Source organism: Mycobacterium sp. 852002-51971_SCH5477799-a, from assembly GCF_001667145.1.
Lineage (GTDB): Bacteria > Actinomycetota > Actinomycetes > Mycobacteriales > Mycobacteriaceae > Mycobacterium.
The window spans coordinates 1-22,707 of sequence record NZ_LZIF01000116.1 but is presented as its reverse complement, the minus strand read 5'-3'; the positions used below and the strand labels follow the sequence as shown (position 1 = coordinate 22,707).

The window sequence follows — 22,707 nt, the reverse complement described above, 5'->3', positions numbered from 1 at the left end:
GACTACGCTCCCCCGGCGCGTGCGGCCGCGTGCGCTCCGGCGCGGCGCCCGAAGAACGAACCCTCCCCCAGCTGCGTTCCGCTCGCGTAGCCCTTGCCGTCCTGGGCGAGGTTGGACGCGCACGCGCCCGCGGCATACAAACCAGGCACCACGGTGCCGTCGGCACGCTGCACCTCGCCATCGAGCGTCACCGCGAGGCCGCCGATGGTGAATCCCGAATACATCGCCCGCCCGAGCGACAGATCGAACACCGCCCAAGGCCCGTTGTCTTGTGGCGCAAGGAATTCCGGCCGTTTATGGAAATCCGGGTCCTCGCCCGCGGCGGCGTGCGTGTTATAGCGATCCAGCGTGGCCGCGAGGTTGCCCGCCGGAATGCCAAGCGCGGCTTCCATTTCCGCAATGGTTTCGTATCCGTCGAGGAAGCGGATCAGCGGCATGGCCGGCATCTCGGTGTGCGCCTCGTCGACGATAAGGTATGCCGTCTGGTCGGGCTGCTCCAAGACGAAAGCCGAAGTGCGCGAGTGGTAGGAGTCCTCGGTGACGAAACGCCGGCCCTCTTTGTTGACGATCACACCGGTGAGCAGAATCTCGGGCGGATACGCCGCCGCGGTGATGAACAGCTCGTCCATGTTCTTGGTCGCGCCGCCCGCCGACACGCCCATCCGGATGCCCAGTCCGTCGTCGTTGGGGTTGCCCAGGATGTAGGGGGCCACGACGCCGTGATGCTTGGTGCGCCGCTCCTGACCCAGCGCGGGCGTGTGCTCGGCGACCATTTCCGGGTTCATCGCGAATCCGCCCGCCGCGATGATGACGGATTTGGCCTTGATCGCGCCGGTGTCGGTGAAGTGCTTCCACGCAACGCCGACCACAGTGCCCTCGTGGTTCAGGACCAGGTTGGTGGCGCCGGTCTCGTAGCGGATTTGCACGCCCAGCGCGTCCGCGCGCTTGAGTAGCAGGTCGACAACCATGCTGGCGCCGCCCAATTCGCCGGGCACCGGCACCGAGTGTCCGCGCGGTGCCGGCTTGGCCCGCTCACAGAAGGGCCAGACCTTTTCATTGCCGGTGTAGCTCAGTCCCTCGGTGCCCGGCGGAACGACGACCTTGCCCGGGTAGTAGCTGCGTTCGAACTGAAAACCCAGGTCTTCCAGCCATTTGAAATGCTCGACGCTGCCATCGCAGTAGGCCCGGATCTTGTCGAGTTCGGGTTCGCGCGACACCTCGACCAGATACTTGTACATCTCCTCGACGGAATCGTCTTGACCGGTCGCCTGCTGCACCGCCGTCCCGCCACCGAGGTAAAAGTGGCCCCCGGCAAGCGAAGTGGTGCCGCCCGAGGCGGCCGCGCGTTCGAGCACCAGCACGCGCGCGCCGGCGGCCGCCGCGCTGACGGCAGCGCAGCCGCCCGCGATGCCAAACCCGATCACCAGGACGTCGACGTCATCCGACCATGTGGTCACCTCGTCCGCACTGACTGTTGCCGGTATCTCCGTGCTCACTGGCGCCACTCCTCCTCATCGCGGCGCCGCGCACCGTCGTCGGCGTGGCTCACCGCTGCTCCTGTTTGATGTAGTCGTAAAACGCCCTCATTTCGGGCGAAACATACGCAAGCTCGACATACGGCACGCCTGCCTGCGGCGCTGAGAGGTAGACGAATTCGATGCCGCCGGGCATCACGCCTCGCTGAACGACCGCGGCGCCCCGCCCGGCGGCCTCGGCCACCGCTGCCTCGAGTTGCTCGGGGCTTTCGACCTCCATGCAGATGTGGTGCAGACCCGGGCCGCCATCGGCCAAGAAGTCACTATAGATGTTCTCACCGCGCAGGGGTTGGATCAGTTCCAGTTGCATGTCTGCGAGGTAGCTCAGCGAGATGCTGGCAAAGAAGTCGGCGGGCTTGCCACGGTAGCTGCACGTATCGGGAGCAAAGTGCACGTCGGGTATGCGGACCCACTTCGGCACGCCTAACAAGCCGGTGAGGGCCGTTTCGGTGGCATCGAGGTCCGCGGTGACCCAGGCGATCTGCGCCGGTGATCCAACGGGAAGCGTCATCGTCTCGCACAATAGTCCAGTCGCGGCTCCGTCAGAAAGGGCCTATCCGACTTTGCCATGGCGAGTCCGCCCAGCCGAGAAATCGGTGGGTGAACACGTTCTAATTCTGGTTTGCCCGTAGCCGCCGGCAAGCCATCAATGCCGGCTCAGGACGTCGACCAGCAGTCGCAGCTGGGCCTCGAAGACGGATTCTGGGTCGGTCAGAGTGTCGGCGCCGTATTGGCCGAACACCTCTAGGCTGATGGCGCCCAGCACCGCGGCCCACAGCAGGAAGCACTTGGCCAGGACCTGGTCATCACCGGGGAACCCGAATTCGTGGCGGATCCGTTCGAAGTCGGATGACATCGGTTGCGGGGCAAGGTCATTCGTCAGCCGGATATCACCTGTGGCGATCCCGGCCGCCACCGCGTCGAACAGCACCGCGACAACCCGCGTGCCGACCGCGACCGTTCGCTCTGGCGGTGCGTCATATCCGGGAACGGGACTGCCGTACAACAGCGCCCAACCGGCCGGGTTTGCGACGGCCCAGCCCCGGGCGGCCCGCGCGATGGCGACGACATCGTCGCTCCACAGGTCTCCGACCGTCTCGCGGGCGCGATCCACGGTGTCGGCCAGGTCGGAATAGGCGTCGACCAGCAGCAAGGTCAGCAGTTCGTCGCGGCTGGACACGTAGCGGTATACCGCCGAGGAGACCATTCCCAGGTCGCGGGCAATAGCGCGCACCGACAATCCGTCCGCGCCGCGCTCGACCAGCTGACGGCGACCCAGCTCGATGATGCGTGCCTCAATCTGCTCGCGCGATTCCTGGCGTTTGCCCACGCGGCCAGTCTGGCACAACCGAGAACACCGCTCTTGCTTTCCGTCGCGGCTTGTGGCAGCGTGTTCGATTCAGAGAGCACCGCTCTCGCAAGTTCGACCAGGATTCGCCGAGAGGCCGCATCATGCCCACCCGATACGAAGAACCGAACCGGGCCGCCCGCGCCGCGAACGGAGTCGTCCGCCGGCTCGCCGAGGTGGGGATCAGCATCGCCGGGACGCGAGCGCTGCGCGTCCGCGGCCGCAAATCCGGCAAGCAACGCGCGGTGGTGATCAACCTGTTGACCGTCGACGGCGTGGACTACCTGGTATCGCCGCGCGGCAATACCCAGTGGGCGCGCAATGTCCGGGCCGCATCCGTCGTCGAGGTGGGTCCCCGCTGGCGGCGGCGGCGCATGCGGGCGGGCGAGATCGACGACGCGGCCAAGCCGGAGCTGCTGCGGCGTTATCTGGCCAAGTGGTATTGGCAGGTCAAGGGCTACGTCGCCGGGTTGACCCCGGACAGCACCGACGAGCAGTTTCGCGCCGCCGCACCTTCGATTCCGGTGTTCGCGCTGACCCCGGCGGGCACCGGCGGCTGACCGCCCCTAGTGCGCGTTGTCGCGTACTCCGAGATCCTCGCGCGCCTCTTGCGTCGTGGCTCCCCACGACACCGCGGCCGGGAAATCACCCCACACGCTGTTGAAGATGCCGACGAGCTGTCCGGGCCCGCCGTTGGGCGCCAGGTAGACGGGTCCCCCCGAATCGCCGTTGTGGCTCTGCACGCCGTGCGACATGGTGAACCAGCCGTTGTTCACGCTCTCCACCGTCCCGCAGGTTTCCCCGGTGATCACGCCGAAATGGCAGACGGGCTGACCAGGCGCGAGCGCCAGACCGGGGTCCGAGACCAGCGGCCGACCGCCCGGCAGCACGTTGTTCGGCGTAACGCTGTTGTCCAGCACGATCGCTTCGTAATCGCTGATCGTCTCGGTCGTGGACACCGTCGTTCCGGAAGGGGTGTTGTCCCGGAAGGCCGCCATCTGGCCGATGACGGCGCCGCCGCGGTCCGTCACCACTCCGGTGCCGCCCCGGCAGTGTCCCGCGGTGAACGCGATCTTCAGGGCGGGGTCGACATATCCCAGCGTGCACACGCGGTTGCCCTGGCGGATTTCCATGCCCGGATACACGACGACGTCGGCGTGCGCCGGCGCACCCGGCAGCAAGGAGGCCAACGCTGCGACAGCTGTCGACGCCGCAACTGCGCGCCCTGCCAGACGACGATGCACCCTGAACTCCGATCCATCGGGCCGATACCGACGGGAGGCCGAGGTCACGGCGTAACCGTCCTCCCCGCTCAGCTTTTCGCGCCCGCCTGGGCGAATGTTACAGCGAGGTCACGGCCGGGCTGGTGGTAGCGGTTAGACGGGCCGCTCGCGGCAGCCAGCCGGGCGGCCCAAACACGTAACCCAATCGGTCACGCAGGCGCCGCGCCGATCGCCAGTCGCGGGCGATCGCAACGTATTCGCGGGTCTGCAACGTCCAGATGTTGAACGTATCCACGCGTTTGGTGAGGCCATAATGCGGCCGGAACAGCTCGGCCTGAAACGTTCCGAAGAGCCGGTCCCAGACGATAAAAATGCCGCCGTAGTTTTTGTCGAGATACACCTGGTCCATCCCGTGGTGCACCCGGTGATGCGATGGCGTGTTGAACAGGAACTCGAACGGCCGTGGCAGCTTGTCGATCCGCTCGGTGTGTATCCAGAACTGGTAAATCAAGTTCAGGGAGAAGCTGAAGAACACCATCCACGGCGGAATCCCCAACAGCGGCAACGGAATCCACATCAAGACTTCTCCGCTGTTGTTCCACTTCTGGCGCAGCGCGGTGGCGAAGTTGTAGTACTCGCTGGAGTGATGGGCCTGGTGCGTCGCCCAGATCAATCGGACCCGGTGCGCGATCCGGTGATAGGCGTAATAGAGCAGGTCCACACCGAGAATCGCGATGGTCCAGGTGTACCAATGCGCCGCCGACAGGTGCCACGGCGCCAGGTACGCATAGATCGCCGCATAGCCCAGCAGCGCCAGGCTCTTCCAGCCGGCGGTGGTCGCGACCGAAACCAGTCCCATCGAGATGCTGGCCATCGAGTCGCGGGTGAAGTGCGCCCCCGACGGCGGTCGCGCCGGGTCGGCGGCCCCGGCCGTGAGGTGTTCCAGTTTTCGGGCCGCGGTCCATTCGAGGGTCAACAGCAGCAGGAAAAACGGGATGGCGAACAGCACGGGATCGCGCATCTGCGGCGGCAGCGCGGACAGGAAGCCGGACAGGGCACTCACACCGGTAAGACTACGACGCGAGCCCGGGGCCAGTGCGCCCTCAACGACGATCGTCGGACTGTGCTTCGTCTCCGGCATACCACTGCACCGCGCGGACACCGGGAAGCAGCGACAGTTCGGCCACCAACCGCTCCAGGCGGGCCGGGGCGTCGCCGTTCATCAGCAGGTGAGCGGTCAGGGTGACCTCATCGCCGGCCGGGTTGCCGGTGTGGATCCCGCGAAGTGTGATGTCGTTGCTGCCGGCGTGCTGAACGATCTGCGCCCGCGCGTACTTCTCGTGTTTGGCACGGCAGACCACCTGCACGAGGTAGGGCATCAGGCTCTCGTCTTCTTCGGCGCTGTTGTCGCGGTCGATCAGCCGGCCGAGCGGGCGCCCCAGCAGATGGATGCCGATGACGGTGCCGGTGCCGATCAGGGCGAACACCAGGTGACCGGAAGCCGCCAGCACGCCGATCGCCGCCGAGCACCACAGGGTTGCGGCGGTGTTGAGGCCCCGTACGTTGACGCCCTCCCGCAGGATCACCCCACCGCCGAGGAACCCGATGCCGGAGACGACGTAGGACGCGACCCGGGTGGGGCTGGCATCGGAGGTGGCCGCCGCATAGAGGACGAACAGTGTCGCGCCGCCGGCGACCAGTGCGTTGGTGCGCAGGCCGGCCCGGCGGGCCCGCCATTGCCGTTCCAGGCCGATGAGCGCGCCGCAGCCCACGCCGACCCCCAGCCGGAGCGTGAAATCGACAGCGTTCAGCGTCTCCAACGACTCACTCCTTCCCCTGGTGCCAGACGGCGAAGGGAGCTAACCAAATCCGGGTTAACCGCAAGTGGAGCCCGACTGAACCGCCGACGCCGGAAGCGTCTCCCCGCGCGCGGCGAGTGCCAGGCTAACCGGATTTGGGCGTCAGGTGGTGGGGGCAGTACGCGCTCGATGCGAGCGCCGCGAATGTGGCCGCGGCGTCCATCGTCATGCCGGGGTTTTGATCCTTGATGTCACTGACAACCTGCAAACCCGTTTCGCCCCTGCCCATCAACCCGCACACGGCTTTGGCGGAAGCGATGACTTGACCGGGACTGCTGTAGGTGATGCCGGAATTGCCGAGGTTGGCCAGGAACGCCGCATCGTCGCCCTCCGGCTCCGCGTGCGCGAGCGCCGTGAAACCGCTGGCGGCGAAAGCGCCGAGCAGCGCAAGTAGGCGCCTCATACCGTCCCCGCCTTTCCGAGGTGGGCGTCGGGCAAGGTCACTGTGGGCTTGTCTGCGCTGGAGACATGCACCGCATGGATGCCGGGTTTTTTGGACAATCGGTCGAGTAGCGCGTCGAGTCCGGCCTTGTCGACGTTCCAGTGCTGCACTGCTTCCGGCTGCTTTTGCAGCTTCGCGATGACGTCGTCGAGTTTGACGGGCTCTGCGGGCTTCGTCGCACCGCCGGCGCGGACCCGGGCCCCCCGCCCGCTCACGACTTCCGGCGCGACGGCGCCGAGGGCGCCTCCGGTCAGGCTTCCCAGCGCCATCTGACCGAGCAGGTTTCCCGGGATCCCGGCCGTGGGGGTCGCGGCCAGACTGGCGGTGGGCAGGCTGCTGGCCAACCGGATGGCGGGGGTCGCCGACGCCCAGGTCGGCGGCACCGATAACTTGCCTACCACGTTCGCCTCGCCCAGGCCGGCCGATACCGCGCTGGTCAGGCCCGCGGCGGCGGAACGCACGCCGAGCCCGGCGCCGAGCGCGGACTTCGGGATCTCCAGGCCCTCGACCGGGGGCTTGTAGAACATCTTGAACTCGGTCATGGCGAGGTTGATCGGGCTCATGCTGTCGTTGGCGACCGTGCTGAACCGGCCGATGTCGGCGAGGATCCCGAAGGTGTTCTGCCACGTCGCCCCGGCCAGCGGGGAGCCCGTGAGGCTATTGAGCACTCCATCCCAGAACTCCATGTAACCGCGGGAAGCGTTGCCGAGGGCCTCGAGCAGCTCGCTGATGACACCGGACGTCGGGGCAGCGGCGGCCGCGGCCCCACCGGTACAGCTGGCCAGGGCGCTGGCCTGGCCCAGCGCGGCCGACTGAGCGGCGATTCCCGTCGCATTGGTGGTCTGGGGCGGCTCGGCGAATGGGGCCAGTCGCGTCGCGGCCGCAGACGCGGTGGCGTAGCCGAACATTGCGGTGGCGTCCTGCGCCCACATTTCGCCGTATTCGGCCTCGGTGACCGCGATTGCGGCGGTGTTCTGCCCGAAAACGTTGGTTGCGGACAGCATCGCCAGCCGCATGCGGTTCGTCGCGATCTCGGCTGGCGGCACCACCGCAGCAAAGGCGGTCTCGTAGGCACCCGCGGCCGCCGTGGCTTGGACGCCCGCGTTCTTGGCTTGTGCGGAAGTCGCCGACAGCCATGCCGCGTAGGGCGCGGCCGCGGCGGCCATGGCGGCTGCCGATGGGCCGGCCCACGCCTCGTTGCCCAGACCCTCGACGATCGAGTGGTAGGACGACGCAGCGGACTGCAATTCGGCCGCCAGGGCGTCCCACGCGGCGGCGGCCGTCAGCATCGGTCCCGCCCCCGGACCTAGGTACATCTGGCCGGAGGTGATTTCGGGTGGCTGGAACGCGAAGTTCATCCCTGTGCCCTCACCGCGCCGGCCGCACCGGTGACTGCCTGCAACGGGTGGGCCCCGGTCACCGCAGTGCCGGCAAACGCCCTGAGCGGCGGTGGCGTTTGCGGCTGCGCAGTCCAAGAAGGTGTGGATTGTCCGGTCCGTTGGATCAGTGCCGTTTGCGAGGTCATTGTCGAATGCCCCGTCAATCCGCCGGAACCACGATGATCGTGGCCGTGGTGGCAACGCCATCGGCCACCACGGCAGTGGCGCCGGTCGTGCCGTTGCCGGCGGTGCGCACACCGACGCCCGCCAAAGTACGTCCGGCTAGGCTCGCCGCGGCCATTTCGCCGAACGCGGCTCCCTGCGAGGTTGCCGGAATCGCCGGGACAGCCCCCCAACTCGTCCCGGGCAGCACCGAAGCGACCGTCTTCATCACGGGTGCGGCCGTGGCCCAGCCCTGCGGGACCGACAGCGATCCCACCATCGTCGCGCGGCCCATCGATCCCGCCACCCCGCCTATCTCTGGCGTCACCGCGGAGATGTAGCCACCCCGCAACGGCGCCAGCGGCGATAGCCCGCCGGCGATGGCCTTTCCGCCGCCGAGCAGTTCGGCGACACCCGGCGAGTTCTGGGCCAGACCCAAGGCCTGCAAAGACAGCAGCCACCAGCCGCCCGGCAGGATGATTGCGCCAATCGGGCTGTAAGCGCCGGTAAGCGCGGCGAAAAATGGCCTGAGGGCGGCCGTGATGGGGTAAATGGCTTCGATGATCGATGCCACCGGCGTCGCCGCCGAAGGGGTCGCTGCCAGGGCTTGCAGCATCGTGGGCGTTGAGGTGATCAGCGCGGACAGCTGCGATGAGCTGTCCGACGCGGCACTTTGCGCCATCGCGGCGGATTGTCTTGCCACCCCGGACGGATCGGTGGTCTGGGGCGGCTCAGTGAAGGGTGCTAGCTGCGTGGCCGCCGCCGACGCGGCGGCGTAGGCATACATCGCTGCGGCATCCTGGGCCCACATTTCGGCATACTCAGCTTCGGCGGCCGCGATGGCGGCGGTGTTCTGGCCAAGGATGTTGGTGGCGATCAGGGTCATCAACAGGCTGCGGTTGGCGGCGATCACCGGTGGCGGCACAGTGGCTGCGAACGCCGTCTCGTAAGCTGCGGCAGCGAGTTTCGCCTGCATCGCCGCCTGCTCTGCCTGCGCCGCCGACTCGGTCGCCCACGCCACGTACGGGGCAACCGCGGCGCTCATCGACGTCGCTGCCGGTCCTAGCCAGGACCCCACGGTCATGCCCAAGATCGTCGAGCCATAGGCCGCCGCGTACGAATGCAGTTCGGCTCCCAGCGCATCCCATGCCGCGGCGGCGGCCAGCAAGGGTCCCGATCCGGCACCCACGTACATCCGTCCTGAATTGACCTCTGGTGGCAGCGCCCCGAAGTCCACCCCGTTGCCTCCGTCCTGCTCTGACGCCAGGGTAGGAGCGGATATGCGACCAGCCCGCAAATGAACTGCGGCTCAAATGAAATTCATGAGATCCCTCGGGTGGACATATTTGTGTTTCATGTGCCTACTGACAGCGCTGCTCACCGTCCGTCGGCTGAAAGCTGCTCAGGATCGGCTTCTGGCGAGGGCTTTTGGCGACTGCAGCAGAAATTAAAGATCAAGCTATTTGTTGGTGAAACCGAAATCCGCTCGTCGGCAACGGTTCTGCGCCACGCGCTGGCGCGAGCAGACCACCGCCGCCTGGTCCTGCGCTACCGCTTGTTGAGTCGCTGCGGGCAATAGTATTTCGCCGCGATCGCCACGAACGATGTTGCGTGATCGTTGGTTAGCCCGGGGTTCTCGCTCTTGAGTTCGTCAACCATTCGAGGGCCGAACTCGGCGTTGCCCAGGGATACGCACACAGCTTCGGCGAACTTGATCGCACCATCGGGGGTCGAGTAGGTGATGCCCGCACTCCGCAGCGAGGCAAGGAAACCGGGCTCGTCGGCCCCGGGCGTCCCCGGGTCCGCATCCGCGAGCGGGGCTACTCCGATCGCGGCCGAAACGAGCACGCTGAGCGCCGGCATCAGTCTCACGGCTGCTCACTGACTGATGACGCGGCGTCGTTCGCGCCGACCTCTGGTATTTCGCAGTTGTGTTCAGCCGCAGGGCGTTCGAGCTCAGCGGTGCCCGCGATCCCCACCCGCACGCCGCGGCTCACGCCTTGGAGAGCTGCTGAGGGCAGTAGTACTTCGCCGAAAGCACAGCGAAGTTCGACGCCATTTCCATGTCCATCCCGGGATTGTGAGTTTTCACGTCATGCACCAGCTCCAACCCCGACTCGCCGTTGTTCAGGCAGGAGCACACCGCCCTGCCGGCGGCGACCGCCGAACCCGCGCTGTTGAAGCTGAAACCCGCTTGCTGCAAGGCGGCGACGAAGCCTCCATCGTCGCCGTCCGGCGCGGGCGGAGGATCGGCGTGTGCCGGGGCGGCGAGGCCGATCATCGCCAACACAACAAGTAGCGCCACTAGTCGTTTCATCTTTTACCCTTTCCGTTGCGAGCCGGAAACGTATTGCTTTGCCGGGCTGATTTGTCTTGTCCCCCAACCTCACTGGGCATCGGCGGGGATGACCCTCGACTTCTCGCCCTTCTTCAGGTGCACCGCATGGATGCCCGGCTTCTTGGCCAGCTGCTCGAGAAGCGCGTCGAGATTCTCTTGATCGACGTTGTGGTGCTGTACGGTTTCGGGCTTGTCCGAGATCTGGGCGACAAGGCGTTTCAGCTGTTCCGGCGATTGTTTGTCTTTGAGGTCTTTGATCGGAGTCATCCGATTGCGCACACCCGCGCGCGCCACGGTGGGCCCGCCAGAGCCGACGGCACTGCCCAGCATCCCGGCCAGCCCCATCGAACTGAACAGACTCCCCTGGCCCAACGCGGCCGCTGGCACGGCTTCGGATCCGGCCGCCGACAGGGCGGCAGCGACGGTCCTGATGGCGGGTGTGGACGTGGCCCAGCTAGGCGGGATCGAGAGCTTGCCGACCAGGGTTCCGGCATTGCCCATGCCGGCGATCGGGCTGACCGAGCCGTACAGCGTGCCGCGGCCAAAGCCCAGTGCACCCAGCCCGGCGCCCAGCGCGTCTTTCGGCAGCGCCCCATACCCGACGGGCGGGGCGAACTTGAGCCACTGTGACAAGGGAAAGTTGATCAGCAATCCGACGTCGTTGAATTGGGTGGTCAGGCCCAGCGGCACCTTTACGGCGTTGTACATGGCCGTGTAGAAGCTGGCCCCACCCGGGACGGTGTTGAACAGATCGGTCATGAACGTCTGGTAGAGGTAGGCCAAGTTAGCCGGACCGGAAAAGGGCCCGCTGTACGGCAAGGTGGTGGCCGCCGATGCCGCGGCGTTGGCGACATTGGCGCCCGGGGTGCTCGCCGCCGAACTCGCCGCGGCTGCCTGCGTCGCCTCGGCGGCATCATTGGTGGCTTTCGGCGCCGGGCTGAATTGCATCAATTTGTTGGATGCGGTTGCCGACGAGGCGAAGTAGGTGTCCATCGCCGTGGCGTCCTGAGCCCAAAATTCGCTGTATTGGGCCTCATTCGCGGCGATCGCGGAAGTGTTCTGCCCGAACAGGTTTGTCGCCACCAGCTGTGTGAGCAGCGCGCGATTCTCTGCGATCACCGCAGGCGGTACGTGCGCGGCGAACGCCGTCTCGTAGGCGGCGGCCGCGTCGATAGCCTGGGCCGCGGACTGTGCGGCCTCCGCGGCGGTTTGCTGCATCCAGGCCACGTAGGGCGCGGCTGCGCTCGCCATCGCGATCGAGGACGGGCCCAGCCAGGGCCCGGCCGTCAGGCTCGACAGTACGGATGAGTACGACGTTGCGGTGGACTGCAATTCGATGGCCAGGTTCTGCCAGGCCGTTGCCGCGGCCACCAAGGATCCCGCTCCCGGACCGCTGTACATCCGGCCCGAGTTGAATTCCGGCGGAAAGGCTCCGTAAAACATCCTTGGTACCTCCTACCTGGCTGCCTGGGTCGACAGCGCTTGGCTGCCATACGGTTTGGTCATCGCCGTCACTCCTCGACGTAAGGGATCACGATGATGGTGGCCGCGGCCGGATCAGCCTCGGCGGCCACGCCGCCCAACGAACCCGCCATCGAGGCGGCGCCGCCGACCGGCCGAGTCGCGGCGGCCGCGACGGCGCGTCCGGCCAGGCTGGACAGGGCCATCTGGCTGAACACCCCCTCCTCACCGGCTATCGCGGCAGGCGCCGCTGAAATGCTGGCCGGCAGCGCCTGCGACAGTGTTCGGATCGCCGGGGCGGCTTCGGTCCAGCCCTGCGGCACCGACATGCTGCCCACGACGGCGGCTTTGCCCATCGACCCCGACACCTGCCCCGCCCCCACCGCGGAGCTGAGCATGGGCTTGGCAGCATTGGCGCCACTGGTCAGGGGCGCCAACGCGCCGGAAATGGCTTTCGGCCCAGCCAGATACGCTGCCGCACCCTGACCGTTCTGCCCCCAGGCATACGCCTGGCCGAACGACAGGAACGGACCGCCGGGGATGGTGCTCCATGACTGGGGCGAGAAGGGCCCGGTGACCACCGACCAGAATTCGTTCCAGTTGGTGATGAAACTCGGTACGGTAAGTCCGCTGCCCGATGTCGGATCAGCCGCTGTGGTTGCGGCTTGTGCCGCCGGCTGCATGGTGGTGCTCAGCTGCGACACCTGAGCAGCGCTGTTCGAACTCGTTTGCGCAGTGCTTCGACTGACCGCGGCAGCTTGCGAAGGACCGGCCGAGTCGTTGGTGGTCCGCGGTGGCTCGGCGAACGGAGTGAGCTGCGAGGCACTCGCCGACGACCCGGCGTACGCATACATCGCGGCGGCATCCTGAGCCCACATCTCCATGTAGTGCGCCTCGGTGGCGGCGATCGCCGGGGTGTTCTGGCCGAGGATGTTGGTGGCGACCAGCATCGCGAGCAACGAGCGGTTAGCGGCGATCACCGGCGGCGGAACCGTCGCCGCGAACGCGGCCTCGTAAGCACCGGCTGCGAGTTTGGCCTGGGTACCCGCCTGCTCGGCTTGCGTGCCGGTGGCGTGGATCCACGCCACATACGGTGCTGCCGCGGCTGCCATTGCGATGGACGAGGGACCCGTCCACGGACCCGTCGTTAGAGTTTCGATAGTCGAGCTGTACGACGCCCCAGTGCTTTGCAGCTCCGCTGCCAATTCATCCCACGCCGCCGCAGCGGCCAGCAGTGGCCCCGATCCCGCTCCGACGTACATGCGGCCCGAGTTGTATTCCGGCGGATAAGCCCCGAAATCCAACATTTAAAACCTCCGGTCCCTGTTTCGGCGGCCGTGGTAGGCACCGCTTCGCAACCCCGGCATCGACATAGGCGCAGAATTCATCGAATCTGCTAACGGATCACATGTGCGGATTCCCTGTGTTGCAGATAACAAAGCCATGCTGCTCCCAGCTCTGAATCGGCGCCTAAATGGCGTGCGAACGACTAGTCAAGCAACGCTGCTATCGCACTGACGATGGTGCCCAAGTCTTATTTCACGGAGCGTTCCTGTCAGGTAAATCGCTGTAAAAAATATGTGTTCGCACGACCTTGACCAGTGTGAGATCGAGCCGTAGCGGCGGTTTGAATAGTGGTGTAAATCACGGCAAGGCACGTGTGGGCAGCATTCGATATCGGATCAACGCAATCATTCCGTCAATCCGAAGGTGCAATGGATGCCGATGGCGATCCGCCATTCTTTTGCGCCGATAAACCGCGTCAGAACTTATCGCTGTTGTGCCAGATCGCGAAACCCTGGCAACCTCCTATATCGATTCAGGGAAAGTGCTCAACCGGTTTGCCGGAATCGCACTCTATTGTGCTGCCGGCGAGCTCAGTCGATGCGGTTCGGCACTACTGCGGTGGGTAACTGGACTTGGCGACAGCGCTCCATGGGCCCGGCAACGGGCGGCACATCACGAACGACTGCTTATCTTCAGCCTCCGTAAGCGCGGCTCGGGCGCGGATCGGGGCACCAGGGGCGTCTACATCGCCCAATACGTAAATGACAGTCACACCCTTCGGCTCGAGTTCACCTACATGAGTAGACGCGGCAAGTCTGCTGTAGCTCTGGTCAGCAACTGGCAGTTTCCTGCAAGGCGTTCAATGGCACCGCGCTGTGGTGGTGCGCGCCTCAGGGACCCAGGCTGGTGGATAGACGTTCGGGCAGTAAGCGCCGGCGACGGCCTGGACGAACAGGGCGGCTTTACCCATCGCGAATGCCGGATTGAACTCGTGCAGATCCTTGATGATCTCGGCCTCTGAGGTGCCAGAGTTTGCCAAATCGCACACCTTTTGGGCCGCCCTTATCGCGCGGTCGGGGTTCTGATAAGTAATACCGGACTTTCGGAGGGCGGCGAGGAACTCGTCGTCATCGGAGTCCGCGTGCGCCGGTATTGCCACGCCGACTAAGACAACGATGCTGGCCAGAAACGGTAGGAACCTCATCGCTAACTCACGATCCCTAGCCGGCGGCCGGTGGGCGACCCATGATGCGAAGGCGGAAACCGTACATCGGCTCAGAGAATTCGTCCTCATGGCCGCCGGGGATGCCCGCCACCGGCACACCCGGCATGCTTACTGCCCCAGCCTCTTCCATCACCATCGGGGCGGCCGAACCGAAGTCATGGTAAGCACCTAAACCGACCTGAGTCGTCCCCGGCAAAGGCGTGATTGCCGCTCCGGCCGCACCCCAGGCCGGCGGAACTGGCAGGGCGCCAACCAGACTCGCCTGCCCCACGCTCCCCGCCGCTGCCGCGCCGGGCGCGGTCACCGACGCCAGGTTCGCCGTACCACCAGGGCCGGCAGCCAGCACCCCCAGCCCCGACGTGCTTGAGTCAACTGCGTTCAATGCATTGATGGAGTTCCGGTTGACCGCCGAGTCAACGAATGTCGTCGGGTTCAGCAGCCCGCTGGTGGTGAAGGCGTTGGACAAGTTGGCAACCGAGGCGTTGTTCAGGAAGCTTCCGAACACGTTCCCGTCGGATCCATCCAAAAAGTTCATGGGCCCCGCGAGCCCGGGCAGGCCGGGTCCGTTGGTTTTGGGCGCGAGTCCTAACCACGCAAGCAGTCCCCCCGATGGGTCGCTGGCATTGGTCGCGTCGTTGGCTTGAGCGACCGTGGCGGCTTGCTGCGCAACGCCGTCGTTGGGTCAGTCCGACTTTTTCTCGGCGACCGCCGCGCTGAGGCCCTCGGCCAGATCCTCCTGGGTCAGTTCCTTGAAACGCAGCAGTTGACGCTCGCTAAACTCGGTCACATCGCTGGCCAGCACCGCGTCCAGGTCCTCGTCGTCCAGACGGAAACTACGGTGATCGCGCGCCTTCTCCACCACGTTGCGCACGAAACCCGCATTTCCCAGCGTATCGATGCCTCGGATCAGATCGCCGTCCTCCGAATAGCTTTCGTCGAGATAGAACTTCGTGTACGACGGCAACAACGCGTGTGCCGATTCATCGGTGATGACGTCTTCGTTCTCCTGCCCCATCAGCCGGGTCAGCGCGACCAGCTCGTCCGGGGTGTAGCTGAAGAACTCGATGACGGTCGAAAAACGCCGTCGCAGGCCCTGATTCACCTCGAGCATCTTGTCCATGGCCTTGGCGTAGCCCGCGCCGAACACAACCAGCTCGTCGCGATGATTCTCCATGTACAACAGCAACGTATTGATGATCGCGTTGCCGTACGGGTCGCCCTGCTGGTAGCCCTTCTCGTGCAGCGTGTGCATCTCATCGAAGAAGACCGCGCCGCCCAACGCCCCCTCCAGGAGCTCCTCGGTGTTCTTCTCCGCGTCGGCCATGTAGCGACCCAATAGCTTGGTGCGGCTGGTTTCGACAACCACGGGCTTGCGAAGCACGGTCAACCCGCACAGCTGCTTGCTGAAAGCCCTTGCCACCGAAGTCTTTCCGGTGCCGGGCGGACCGAGCAACAACGTGTGACGCGACGTGACCGGCACCGGTAGGCCCATCTTGGCGCGCGCCAGATTCACCTTGGTCGTCGACTTGATGAGCTTGATCTCGCGCTTGGCGCGTTCCATGCCGAGCATCGCGTTGAGCTCGGCGTCGCCTTCGGCCAGGTACTTGGCCGCCTCTTCGGCGTGGCGAGCGGCCTCGGTCTCGGCCCGGGTTGGCGCGCTGCCCGGGTCCCACGGATCGGTTCGGGCCTCGATCGTTTCGGGATCGGTCAGCACCAGCCGGAAGTTGGGGTTGTCCAACGCCTCGCGGGCCGGTGTGAACTTCGGGTCCCGCGAGTACACCCGCCGCAGCAGCTCGACGGCCTCATCCTCGCGGCCCAGGTGCCGCAAGCACATGCCCTGGGTGTAGAGGGCGATGTTGGCCGCGCCCGGCACGCGATCGCCTTCGATGGCCTCCTGCCCCCGGCGCAAAGCCTCCTCGAACACACCAAGCGATGCCAGCGCCGTGGTGGCCATCGCCGCGCCCGCCGCCTTCAGTTCGGGCTGCCGCCAGGTCTTGCCTTCGGCGAACTGGTTCAGCACATCCGGCCACCGGGCCGTGCGGAAGTACAGCACGCCGCGCACGTAGCTGACCAGTTCCTCGTCGACGGGTTGGCGGGGCTCGACGCCGTCGATCAGTTTCGCGGCTTCCTCGTAGCGTTTCGCCTCCGCGAGAACCGCGGCGTACGCGCACGCCAACGTTTCCACGCTGGTGACCGCCAGCCGCAGGAACAGCCCGTCGGAAACCTCTGGGCGGAACTGCAACTCGGTCACCCCGAGGCGGCGCGTCTCCCAACCGAAGGTCCGGATCGCGGACCACGCACCGGAAAGCACATCGATGCTCTGCTCACCCGCCAGGATCCGCGCCAGCCAGGCGTCACACATCGCCGGATCGAGGTTGGTCGCCGTCGTGAACATCTGCGACGCCACCTGCGGATTGTGGCTTGGCTGCAGCCCATTGACCGAGACGCCGGACGCCAACAGCCCGGCGACCATCGCGTTACGGGCGCCTTCAGCGGTGGATTGCGGCCTCGTCATTGCGCCGCAGGCACGGCCGCCGAGCTCGCTGGCAACCGATCGACCGACAGCGCGAGGTCGTCATCGTCGGCGCGCAGCGGACGGCTCGGCACGACCAGAAGGGGGCGCGCGGTTGGGGCCGGCAGGCTGGCTCGGACCGCGGCCAGCTGGCGGCCGGTGAGACGGTTGAGGCCCGAGGAGACGTTGCGGCGCAACCGCTTCTCGGTGTGGTAGCGCACCCATGCCGATACCTGCGGTCGGCCGCCGCGCGAGGTGAGCCGGATCGTCAGCACCGTAGCGACGGTTTCGTCCTCCCACAGCTCATCCAGCTTGTCGGTGGTGATGTCGGACGGCGACAACCACAGGCTGGTGACGAACCCGTTGAAGTGCTTGAGACGCCGCCAGCCGGGGCGGCTCCAGGTCGGTTCGAGATCGGCCAGCACCGCGCGGTCGACGTCCGCGAGCTCCTCCGCGATCAAGGGCCGGGCCGCGCAGGTCAGCCCGTCGAGATCCTGGGCGAGCCGCTCGGTGGCCGCCACCAGGGTCGACGCCAGCGAATCGCGGGCCGCCACGGCGGCGACGTTGCGCTGCGGGTTCATCCGCAACACCAGCCAGGTGCGCCGAATGTAGCTGGGCGCCTCGTCAGTTGCTTCCCGCTCCTCGGGCCCCGAGTCGTCCAGCCTCGACAGCTCCGTGCCATCGCCACCCCGGCGGAGCTTCACCGACACGATGTCGATGTTGTCGAGGTGGATGTCGAACTGGCGCAGGCCCGAAGCGACGGCTGACACCAACAGCGTGGGCGCTGAATGCCGGTGACGAAGGCGCGAGGCCGAGTCGTCGTCGCCGCCGCTGATGCCGATCACCGTGACCAGTTGGCCTTCGTACTGCCGCACACCGACCTTGTCACGCCCGTACTTGCGCTGATGATCGAGCGCCGGGGTGCGGCCGGCGGCCAGTGCGGAGCCCGGGTCGGCGGACCAATCCCACAGCCACGTCGCCAACCCCGTCGTCACCGTGAGGCCGTGGTAGGTGACCAGCGACAGCAGCGTCACCAGCACGGCAAGGGCAACACCCACCCAGAACGCGATGCGATACGTGCCCTGCCAGGATTCGGGGCAGTGGCTGGCCACCACCATGATCACGATGTCGACCAGGAACACGGTGGTCAGCCGCGGCCACGATAAGGACAACCCAAACCTGCGCTGACGCTTCATGAAAGCTGCTCCGCCCCTACTGCTGTTTCCGCGATCGCTTCATCAGCGTCGCCGTACCGAACACTCCGCCGCCGATGAGTAGCGCCCCTAGCAAGCCCCCGGCGGCCACCCACACTGGCACCATATCCCGGCGCGGGGCGGGTTTCGGAAGGTTCAGCGGTGCCGACAGTTGCTGCGGCGGCTTCACCGGACCGTCCGGTACATCCCAGGTCAGTGCCGCTACGGGGTCGACGACACCGTGACCGACCTGGTTATCCACGCCCCGCGCGGGCGCCCGGGCGGTACGGGTCAGCCGGTTGATGACCTGATAGGCCGATAGCTGCGGGTACCTGGCCCGCACGAGCGCCGCAACGCCGGACACGATTGCCGCCGAGAAGCTGGTGCCCGCCGGGACCAGCAGCGTGTTGTCCGGTCCGTCGATCGCGTTGATCAGGCCGTCGTCGCGGGGCGAGAGTCCAATGACGTCCGTTCCGGGCGCGGCGATCCCGACCCACGGCCCGGCCACGCTCGTCGACGCCTGGCCCTGGTTGCCCTGGCTGAGCGGGCGGCCTTCGGTGTCCACCGCGCCGACGGTCAGGACGTAGTCGCTGAACCAGGACGGCGTCACGACCGTGGTGACCGCGTTCCAGTTGCGAGGATCGTTGGGCTGCAACGGATCATGCGGCGGGTTTTGCTTGCAGTCCTTCTTGCTCGTGTCACCGGCGGCGGCCACGATGACGGCGTTCTTGTCGACGGCCGCGTAACGCACCGCCGCGCCCAGCGACCGCTGGTCGATGATGTTGCGCGCGCTCATACAGGTCACGTCGGAGATGTTGATGACCTGAGCGCCCATGTTGGCGGCATGCACGATCGCCCGCGCCATCGTCTGAACGCTGTCGATCTTCGCCGAGGTCTGCGGGTCTTCGTCACCGGTGTAGGCGTCCTTGAGGCCGAAGGCCTGGCTGGACTGCCGGATCGCGATGATGTCGACGTCCGGAGCCACCCCGCTGAACGCGTCTGGACCGCCCTTCGGTGGTGGCGGCGGCGGTGGCGGTGGGTCGAGTGGGCGCGGGCCGCGCAGGTTGTCGATGTTGGCCACATGCCCGCCACCGGCGTAGCCGGGGATGGTCACCGTGCCGCCGCCGTGGCTGGCCGCCGGCGCTTGCGCGTTGGGGCCCTGCCCACCCTGCGATGGTCCCGGGGGCGGGCCCGCGGGCGCCGGAGCGGCCGGAGCCGCGGGCGCCGGCGCGGCCGGAGCCGCCGGTGCGGGCGGCGCCCCGAAGGGACCCTGGGGCGGCGCTTGTTCTTGAGACTGCGGCGGTGGCGGGACCATCGTCACGGTTTGAGGCAGCGGTGACAGGGTCACGGTCTGCGGCGGTGGCGCTTTGGGCGGTGGCTCCGTGGTGGGGATGGTGACCGGTTTGCGCGGTGCCGCAGGCGGCACTCCCGCCCCGTTGGCCGGCGCCGCCCCGATCATGGACGCCACGATGGTGCCGTGCGCGTCGCAGTCGGACAACCCGTCGCCAGCCATGATGTAGTCACCGCCGGGAATCAGGTGCGGAAACCTTGGGTGCGGCGTCACGCCGGTGTCGATCACGGCCACCTTCACCCCGGCACCCCGACCGAACTGCCACGCCTCCTGCAGATTCAGCATGTCCATGTACTTGGGCTGCAGCCGGAAATCCGTCCCGGGCAGCACACCGACCTCGGTGCAGTACGAGTTCTGCTTCATCGGCGCCCCGGGTCCCGGCGGACCGTCCGGCGGAACCGCGCCCGCGTCGATCGTCGGCGGCGAGATGGCGTAGGCGGGCGGCAAGCCCGCTAACGCGCCCGACGCCAACAAGGTGGCGGCAACGGTCGCGGCGGACGCCCGACCACCCCACACCTTGCCCTTAGCGATAGCGGATTGCTGCATAGACATTCATCAACCACAATGCCAGCGGGAAAATCGGCATCAGGCAGAGGTATTCAATCCATTCCACGAATTTGCGGAATAGCGGACTGTAGACGGTGTTCGGCACGACGGCCGCCGATGTCAGTCCCGCGGCCGGCAGTAGAACAAGGATCGCCGCGCTGATCGACACCGCCAGCGGGGTTTGCAATACCAGCGCGTAGCGCAACACGACCGCGCCGACGATCAGCACGGCGGTTCCGGCCAGGGTGATCGCCTGCCAGCGGTCGACGTAGGAGCGGCCGCGCAGCATCAGGAATCCCGCGCTGAATCCGGCCAGCAAAAGCGGCAGCCAGCGCTGTCCGGTGTGCGGGTCCGACAGCGCGGTCAGGGAGACGATCATCAGCACGCCGAGCCCCATCAGCAAACCCGACAGGAAGGAGCGGGCGCGTTCGGCCTGGGTCAACACGTCGCGCACCGAGGCGGGGCCCTCCAGGACCGGAGGACCACCGTCGGAGCGCACCACGGTGGTGGGCAGGTCGGGCCGGGCTTCGAACACCCAACGGCTAGTCGCCGACGGGAAGACGGGCAACCGGATGCCCGCCAGCCGCCGCGAGATCGCCGGTGCGCTTTGGTAAATCATGACCGACACCAGCACGGTGCAGGTGAACAGCGTGACGGCGCTCGTCATAGCGACCATGCGTGCGAGCGCGGCCACGGCCGTGATCAGACTGATGGTGACGATGGCGGTGTAGATCGCCAGCCGGCGACCGGTGAACCGCAGGGCGAGGATCGCGCCGACGGTGAGGACGCCGAAGCCCAAAACCGCGTGCGGCGATCCGACGCCGCCCGGCGGCGCCGACGCCGCCGCGATCGACACTGGTGCGAGGCTGCTCAAGAGCATGGTGTCGGCGACGCGCCGTTCCTGCTGCGAGTGCGCCCGCATCAACAGCATCAGCGCAACACCCAAAGCCACGGCGCCGATCACGCCGGCGTACACGGTCGGAAGCCATGAGTTGTGGTGCCAACGCCACCAGCCGAGCAGGCCGGCGGCGGTCGTCACCCCGATGGCCACCATCGACGCACCGACCTGCACCGCGATCACCGGGTCGATGGCGGCGAATCGCTTGCTGAGGTCCGCAGCGACCGCGGTGGAGATGTGCTCGATGACCTGCGAGCGGTGCTCGGTGTCCGGGATGAACCGGATCCACAACCGATCGCCGTCGTAGACGTCCTGCTCGCTCAGCGATTGGGTGGCCCGCAGCGGCGAACCATCCACGAGGCACAGCGCCCAGCGACCCCGGCCCGACGCCTCCAGGGGAGTCTCGCCGAGCTCCCGCAGCCGGCTGTTGACCACCTTCAGCAACGGGTCGGTCATCACTGAGACCGGGGCGTTGGCGTCCAGCAAGACGCCGACCTGAACACCCGCGCCGGCCATCACGCCGACGACGACTGCCTGAGGCTGGGAGACTCCCTCTACGTCAGGCTGTGGGACTTCAACTACCGCAGTCATCGCCTTGCACTCCTTGTGCTGAATGTGTGAGCCCATGGCGCCAGTCGCGCGCGGGCGTGCGCCGGTGCACTCGTCGAGGGGATGTGGCCCCCCGCAAAGTGCATTCCGACCAACTGCAATTCCATCTGCTTCGCCTTGCGATTAAGAGTTGTCGTCGACACCTGGATTTGCTGATGTCTTTGAGAGAAGTATGCCGTGCTCGCAGCTCAACCGCATGTTGAGTGCAAAGACATTGATGAACTCTGCGTTTCGCGGCGAATGTCAGACCCTGCTGTGGGTTTTCCACTCGCCGTAGGGAAGTGTGTCCAGCACGGTCTTGACGCCCACCTGCACGAGCTGAGGGGTCGCCGGGCAAATGGCCAGCCACGCCTCCCCCGAACCCGCGGTGCGGGCCTGCTGGTAGAGCGCGATGCGGCCGCCGGAGCCGTCTTTGAGGGACAGCACCGACGCACTCGGGCCCTTGGCGTCGTCCTGGTACTGGCGGGCGTACACCGCGACCTCGGCGGCCGGGTCGGACAGCGCCTGACCCAGGGCGGCCACGGTGGCGGCGCTGATTCCCATCCGGCGCAGGTCTCCCCCGGAGAACACGTTGAACCCCGACTCCTGCCACGACTTCGTCGCTTCCAGCATTTCCTCCAGCGGCACGTTGACCGCGTTGATTGCTGCGGGCTCCGCGTGGTGGATGGATTCCACGGCGTCGATCACCAGGGAGGCGATCGAGGCGCTGTCCGCGACGGCGACATCGTCGACGGTGATCTCGCCGCCCACCCGAACGGCTGACACCCAGTGCTGGCCGCGGCGGGCCAGGACCACCCGAAACTCGTTGTCGGGAATATCACGGGAACCCGGGGCCTGATTCTCGTCGTCGAGGACGCCGTAGGCCAGCTTGCCTCGGGACAACAGCGCGACCACCTCGAGGTCGGGCGCCGCGAGCACCCTCATCCGCGCGGCCACGTGCTCGTTCACCTCGTCGTTCTCGACGATGCCCTGCTCGCGCATCACCGCCATTCCGGGATGCTCGTTGAGCCAGTCGCTCGAGTCGGTCGACACGTATGGCCGGCACCGCAGCTCTGGCGCGACGTGGCGAATGTCCAGCAGCGCCTGGAGCATCCAGAAACCGTCGACGTTGACAGTGATGTCGGTGCGGGTGCTCTGTTGGTCCATCAAATCCCCAATTGGTCCCTAATACCTCAAGCCAAATTGCACGGTAACCGCAGGACGCGGCAGCACACCGACGGGTGGTGTGCTGCCGCGCCTGAAGTTGCGGGTCAGGCCCAGGAGGACCCGACGGCGCTGTCGGTGCTGGCCATGTTGCTGCCCGCGGACTGAACCTTCTGTCCGTGCGCGTTGGCCTGCT

General features: G+C 66.6%; 21 protein-coding genes and 1 pseudogene. 1 reads left to right on the top strand and 21 read right to left on the bottom strand.

The genetic code is table 11. The features are described 5' to 3' along the window. Nucleotides 1-2: 2 nt before the first annotated feature. The 3 genes from A5753_RS19185 to A5753_RS19175 all read right to left on the bottom strand — a co-directional run bounded on the left by A5753_RS19185 (nucleotide 3) and on the right by A5753_RS19175 (nucleotide 2,865). Nucleotides 3-1,496 (bottom strand): FAD-binding protein, encoded by a 1,494-nt coding sequence (locus A5753_RS19185; protein WP_067132502.1) that lies wholly within the window; start codon nucleotides 1,494-1,496, stop codon nucleotides 3-5. 49 nt (nucleotides 1,497-1,545) lie between these two features. Continuing rightward, nucleotides 1,546-2,046 (bottom strand): VOC family protein, encoded by a 501-nt coding sequence (locus A5753_RS19180; protein ID WP_067131713.1) that lies wholly within the window; start codon nucleotides 2,044-2,046, stop codon nucleotides 1,546-1,548. A gap of 135 nt (nucleotides 2,047-2,181) precedes the next feature. Next, nucleotides 2,182-2,865 carry a TetR/AcrR family transcriptional regulator gene (locus A5753_RS19175; protein ID WP_197694748.1) on the bottom strand — a complete coding sequence of 228 codons (684 nt, stop codon included), beginning with the start codon at nucleotides 2,863-2,865 and terminating at the stop codon, nucleotides 2,182-2,184. Nucleotides 2,866-2,987: 122 nt separating this feature from the next. Between A5753_RS19175 and A5753_RS19170 the strand changes: the two genes are divergently transcribed. Then, a complete protein-coding gene (locus A5753_RS19170) occupies nucleotides 2,988-3,443 on the top strand; it encodes a nitroreductase/quinone reductase family protein (RefSeq protein WP_067131707.1) in 456 nt (151 codons plus the stop codon). Nucleotides 3,444-3,449: 6 nt separating this feature from the next. Here A5753_RS19170 and A5753_RS19165 read toward each other — a convergent pair whose 3' ends face one another. From A5753_RS19165 to A5753_RS19080, 18 genes and pseudogenes are all read right to left on the bottom strand, one after another. Further along, nucleotides 3,450-4,127, bottom strand: coding sequence for a hypothetical protein (locus A5753_RS19165; RefSeq protein ID WP_067131704.1), 678 nt, complete (start codon nucleotides 4,125-4,127; stop codon nucleotides 3,450-3,452). 97 nt (nucleotides 4,128-4,224) lie between these two features. Further along, nucleotides 4,225-5,169, bottom strand: coding sequence for a sterol desaturase family protein (locus A5753_RS19160; protein ID WP_067131702.1), 945 nt, complete (start codon nucleotides 5,167-5,169; stop codon nucleotides 4,225-4,227). 40 nt (nucleotides 5,170-5,209) lie between these two features. After that, complete coding sequence (locus tag A5753_RS19155) at nucleotides 5,210-5,926, bottom strand: MgtC/SapB family protein (protein ID WP_067131699.1); 717 nt, start codon at nucleotides 5,924-5,926, stop codon at nucleotides 5,210-5,212. A 124-nt stretch (nucleotides 5,927-6,050) separates the two neighbouring features. Continuing rightward, complete coding sequence (locus A5753_RS19150) at nucleotides 6,051-6,368, bottom strand: DUF732 domain-containing protein (protein ID WP_067131696.1); 318 nt, start codon at nucleotides 6,366-6,368, stop codon at nucleotides 6,051-6,053. After that, complete coding sequence (locus A5753_RS19145) at nucleotides 6,365-7,765, bottom strand: PPE family protein (RefSeq protein WP_067131693.1); 1,401 nt, start codon at nucleotides 7,763-7,765, stop codon at nucleotides 6,365-6,367. Before A5753_RS19145 ends, A5753_RS19150 begins: the two co-directional genes overlap by 4 nt. A 181-nt stretch (nucleotides 7,766-7,946) precedes the next feature. Beyond that, nucleotides 7,947-9,185 carry a PPE family protein gene (locus A5753_RS19140; RefSeq protein WP_082971394.1) on the bottom strand — a complete coding sequence of 413 codons (1,239 nt, stop codon included), beginning with the start codon at nucleotides 9,183-9,185 and terminating at the stop codon, nucleotides 7,947-7,949. Between the two features lie 311 nt (nucleotides 9,186-9,496). Next, nucleotides 9,497-9,820, bottom strand: a complete 324-nt coding sequence (locus tag A5753_RS19135; protein ID WP_067131688.1) for a DUF732 domain-containing protein — start codon at nucleotides 9,818-9,820, stop codon at nucleotides 9,497-9,499. Nucleotides 9,821-9,941: 121 nt separating this feature from the next. Beyond that, the gene (locus A5753_RS19130; protein WP_067131685.1) at nucleotides 9,942-10,265 is read right to left on the bottom strand and encodes a DUF732 domain-containing protein; all 324 of its coding nucleotides are present in this window, start codon (nucleotides 10,263-10,265) and stop codon (nucleotides 9,942-9,944) included. 69 nt (nucleotides 10,266-10,334) lie between these two features. After that, a complete protein-coding gene (locus A5753_RS19125) occupies nucleotides 10,335-11,729 on the bottom strand; it encodes a PPE family protein (protein ID WP_067131682.1) in 1,395 nt (464 codons plus the stop codon). A 68-nt stretch (nucleotides 11,730-11,797) separates the two neighbouring features. Next, nucleotides 11,798-13,054, bottom strand: a complete 1,257-nt coding sequence (locus tag A5753_RS19120) for a PPE family protein (RefSeq protein ID WP_067131679.1) — start codon at nucleotides 13,052-13,054, stop codon at nucleotides 11,798-11,800. Nucleotides 13,055-13,893: 839 nt separating this feature from the next. Continuing rightward, nucleotides 13,894-14,238, bottom strand: a complete 345-nt coding sequence (locus tag A5753_RS19115; protein WP_067131676.1) for a DUF732 domain-containing protein — start codon at nucleotides 14,236-14,238, stop codon at nucleotides 13,894-13,896. Nucleotides 14,239-14,254: 16 nt separating this feature from the next. Continuing rightward, complete coding sequence (locus A5753_RS19110; RefSeq protein ID WP_231990111.1) at nucleotides 14,255-14,794, bottom strand: hypothetical protein; 540 nt, start codon at nucleotides 14,792-14,794, stop codon at nucleotides 14,255-14,257. A 147-nt stretch (nucleotides 14,795-14,941) separates the two neighbouring features. After that, nucleotides 14,942-16,774 (bottom strand): type VII secretion system ESX-5 AAA family ATPase EccA5, encoded by a 1,833-nt coding sequence (gene eccA5 / locus A5753_RS19105; protein WP_067131673.1) that lies wholly within the window; start codon nucleotides 16,772-16,774, stop codon nucleotides 14,942-14,944. Continuing rightward, nucleotides 16,771-17,967, bottom strand: a complete 1,197-nt coding sequence (eccE, locus tag A5753_RS19100; RefSeq protein ID WP_067131670.1) for a type VII secretion protein EccE — start codon at nucleotides 17,965-17,967, stop codon at nucleotides 16,771-16,773. Before eccE ends, eccA5 begins: the two co-directional genes overlap by 4 nt. Nucleotides 17,968-17,983: 16 nt before the next feature. Further along, nucleotides 17,984-19,861, bottom strand: coding sequence for a S8 family serine peptidase (locus A5753_RS19095; protein ID WP_067131667.1), 1,878 nt, complete (start codon nucleotides 19,859-19,861; stop codon nucleotides 17,984-17,986). Continuing rightward, the gene (gene eccD, locus A5753_RS19090) at nucleotides 19,839-21,350 is read right to left on the bottom strand and encodes a type VII secretion integral membrane protein EccD (RefSeq protein ID WP_067132500.1); all 1,512 of its coding nucleotides are present in this window, start codon (nucleotides 21,348-21,350) and stop codon (nucleotides 19,839-19,841) included. The genes A5753_RS19095 and eccD overlap by 23 nt, the downstream gene beginning before the upstream one ends. Before the next feature lie 261 nt (nucleotides 21,351-21,611). Further along, on the bottom strand, nucleotides 21,612-22,514 hold the full coding sequence (locus A5753_RS19085) for an ESX secretion-associated protein EspG (RefSeq protein ID WP_067131664.1): 903 nt from the start codon (nucleotides 22,512-22,514) through the stop codon (nucleotides 21,612-21,614). A gap of 104 nt (nucleotides 22,515-22,618) precedes the next feature. Continuing rightward, nucleotides 22,619-22,707 (bottom strand): annotated as a pseudogene (locus A5753_RS19080) (type VII secretion protein EsxI); the annotation flags it as partial.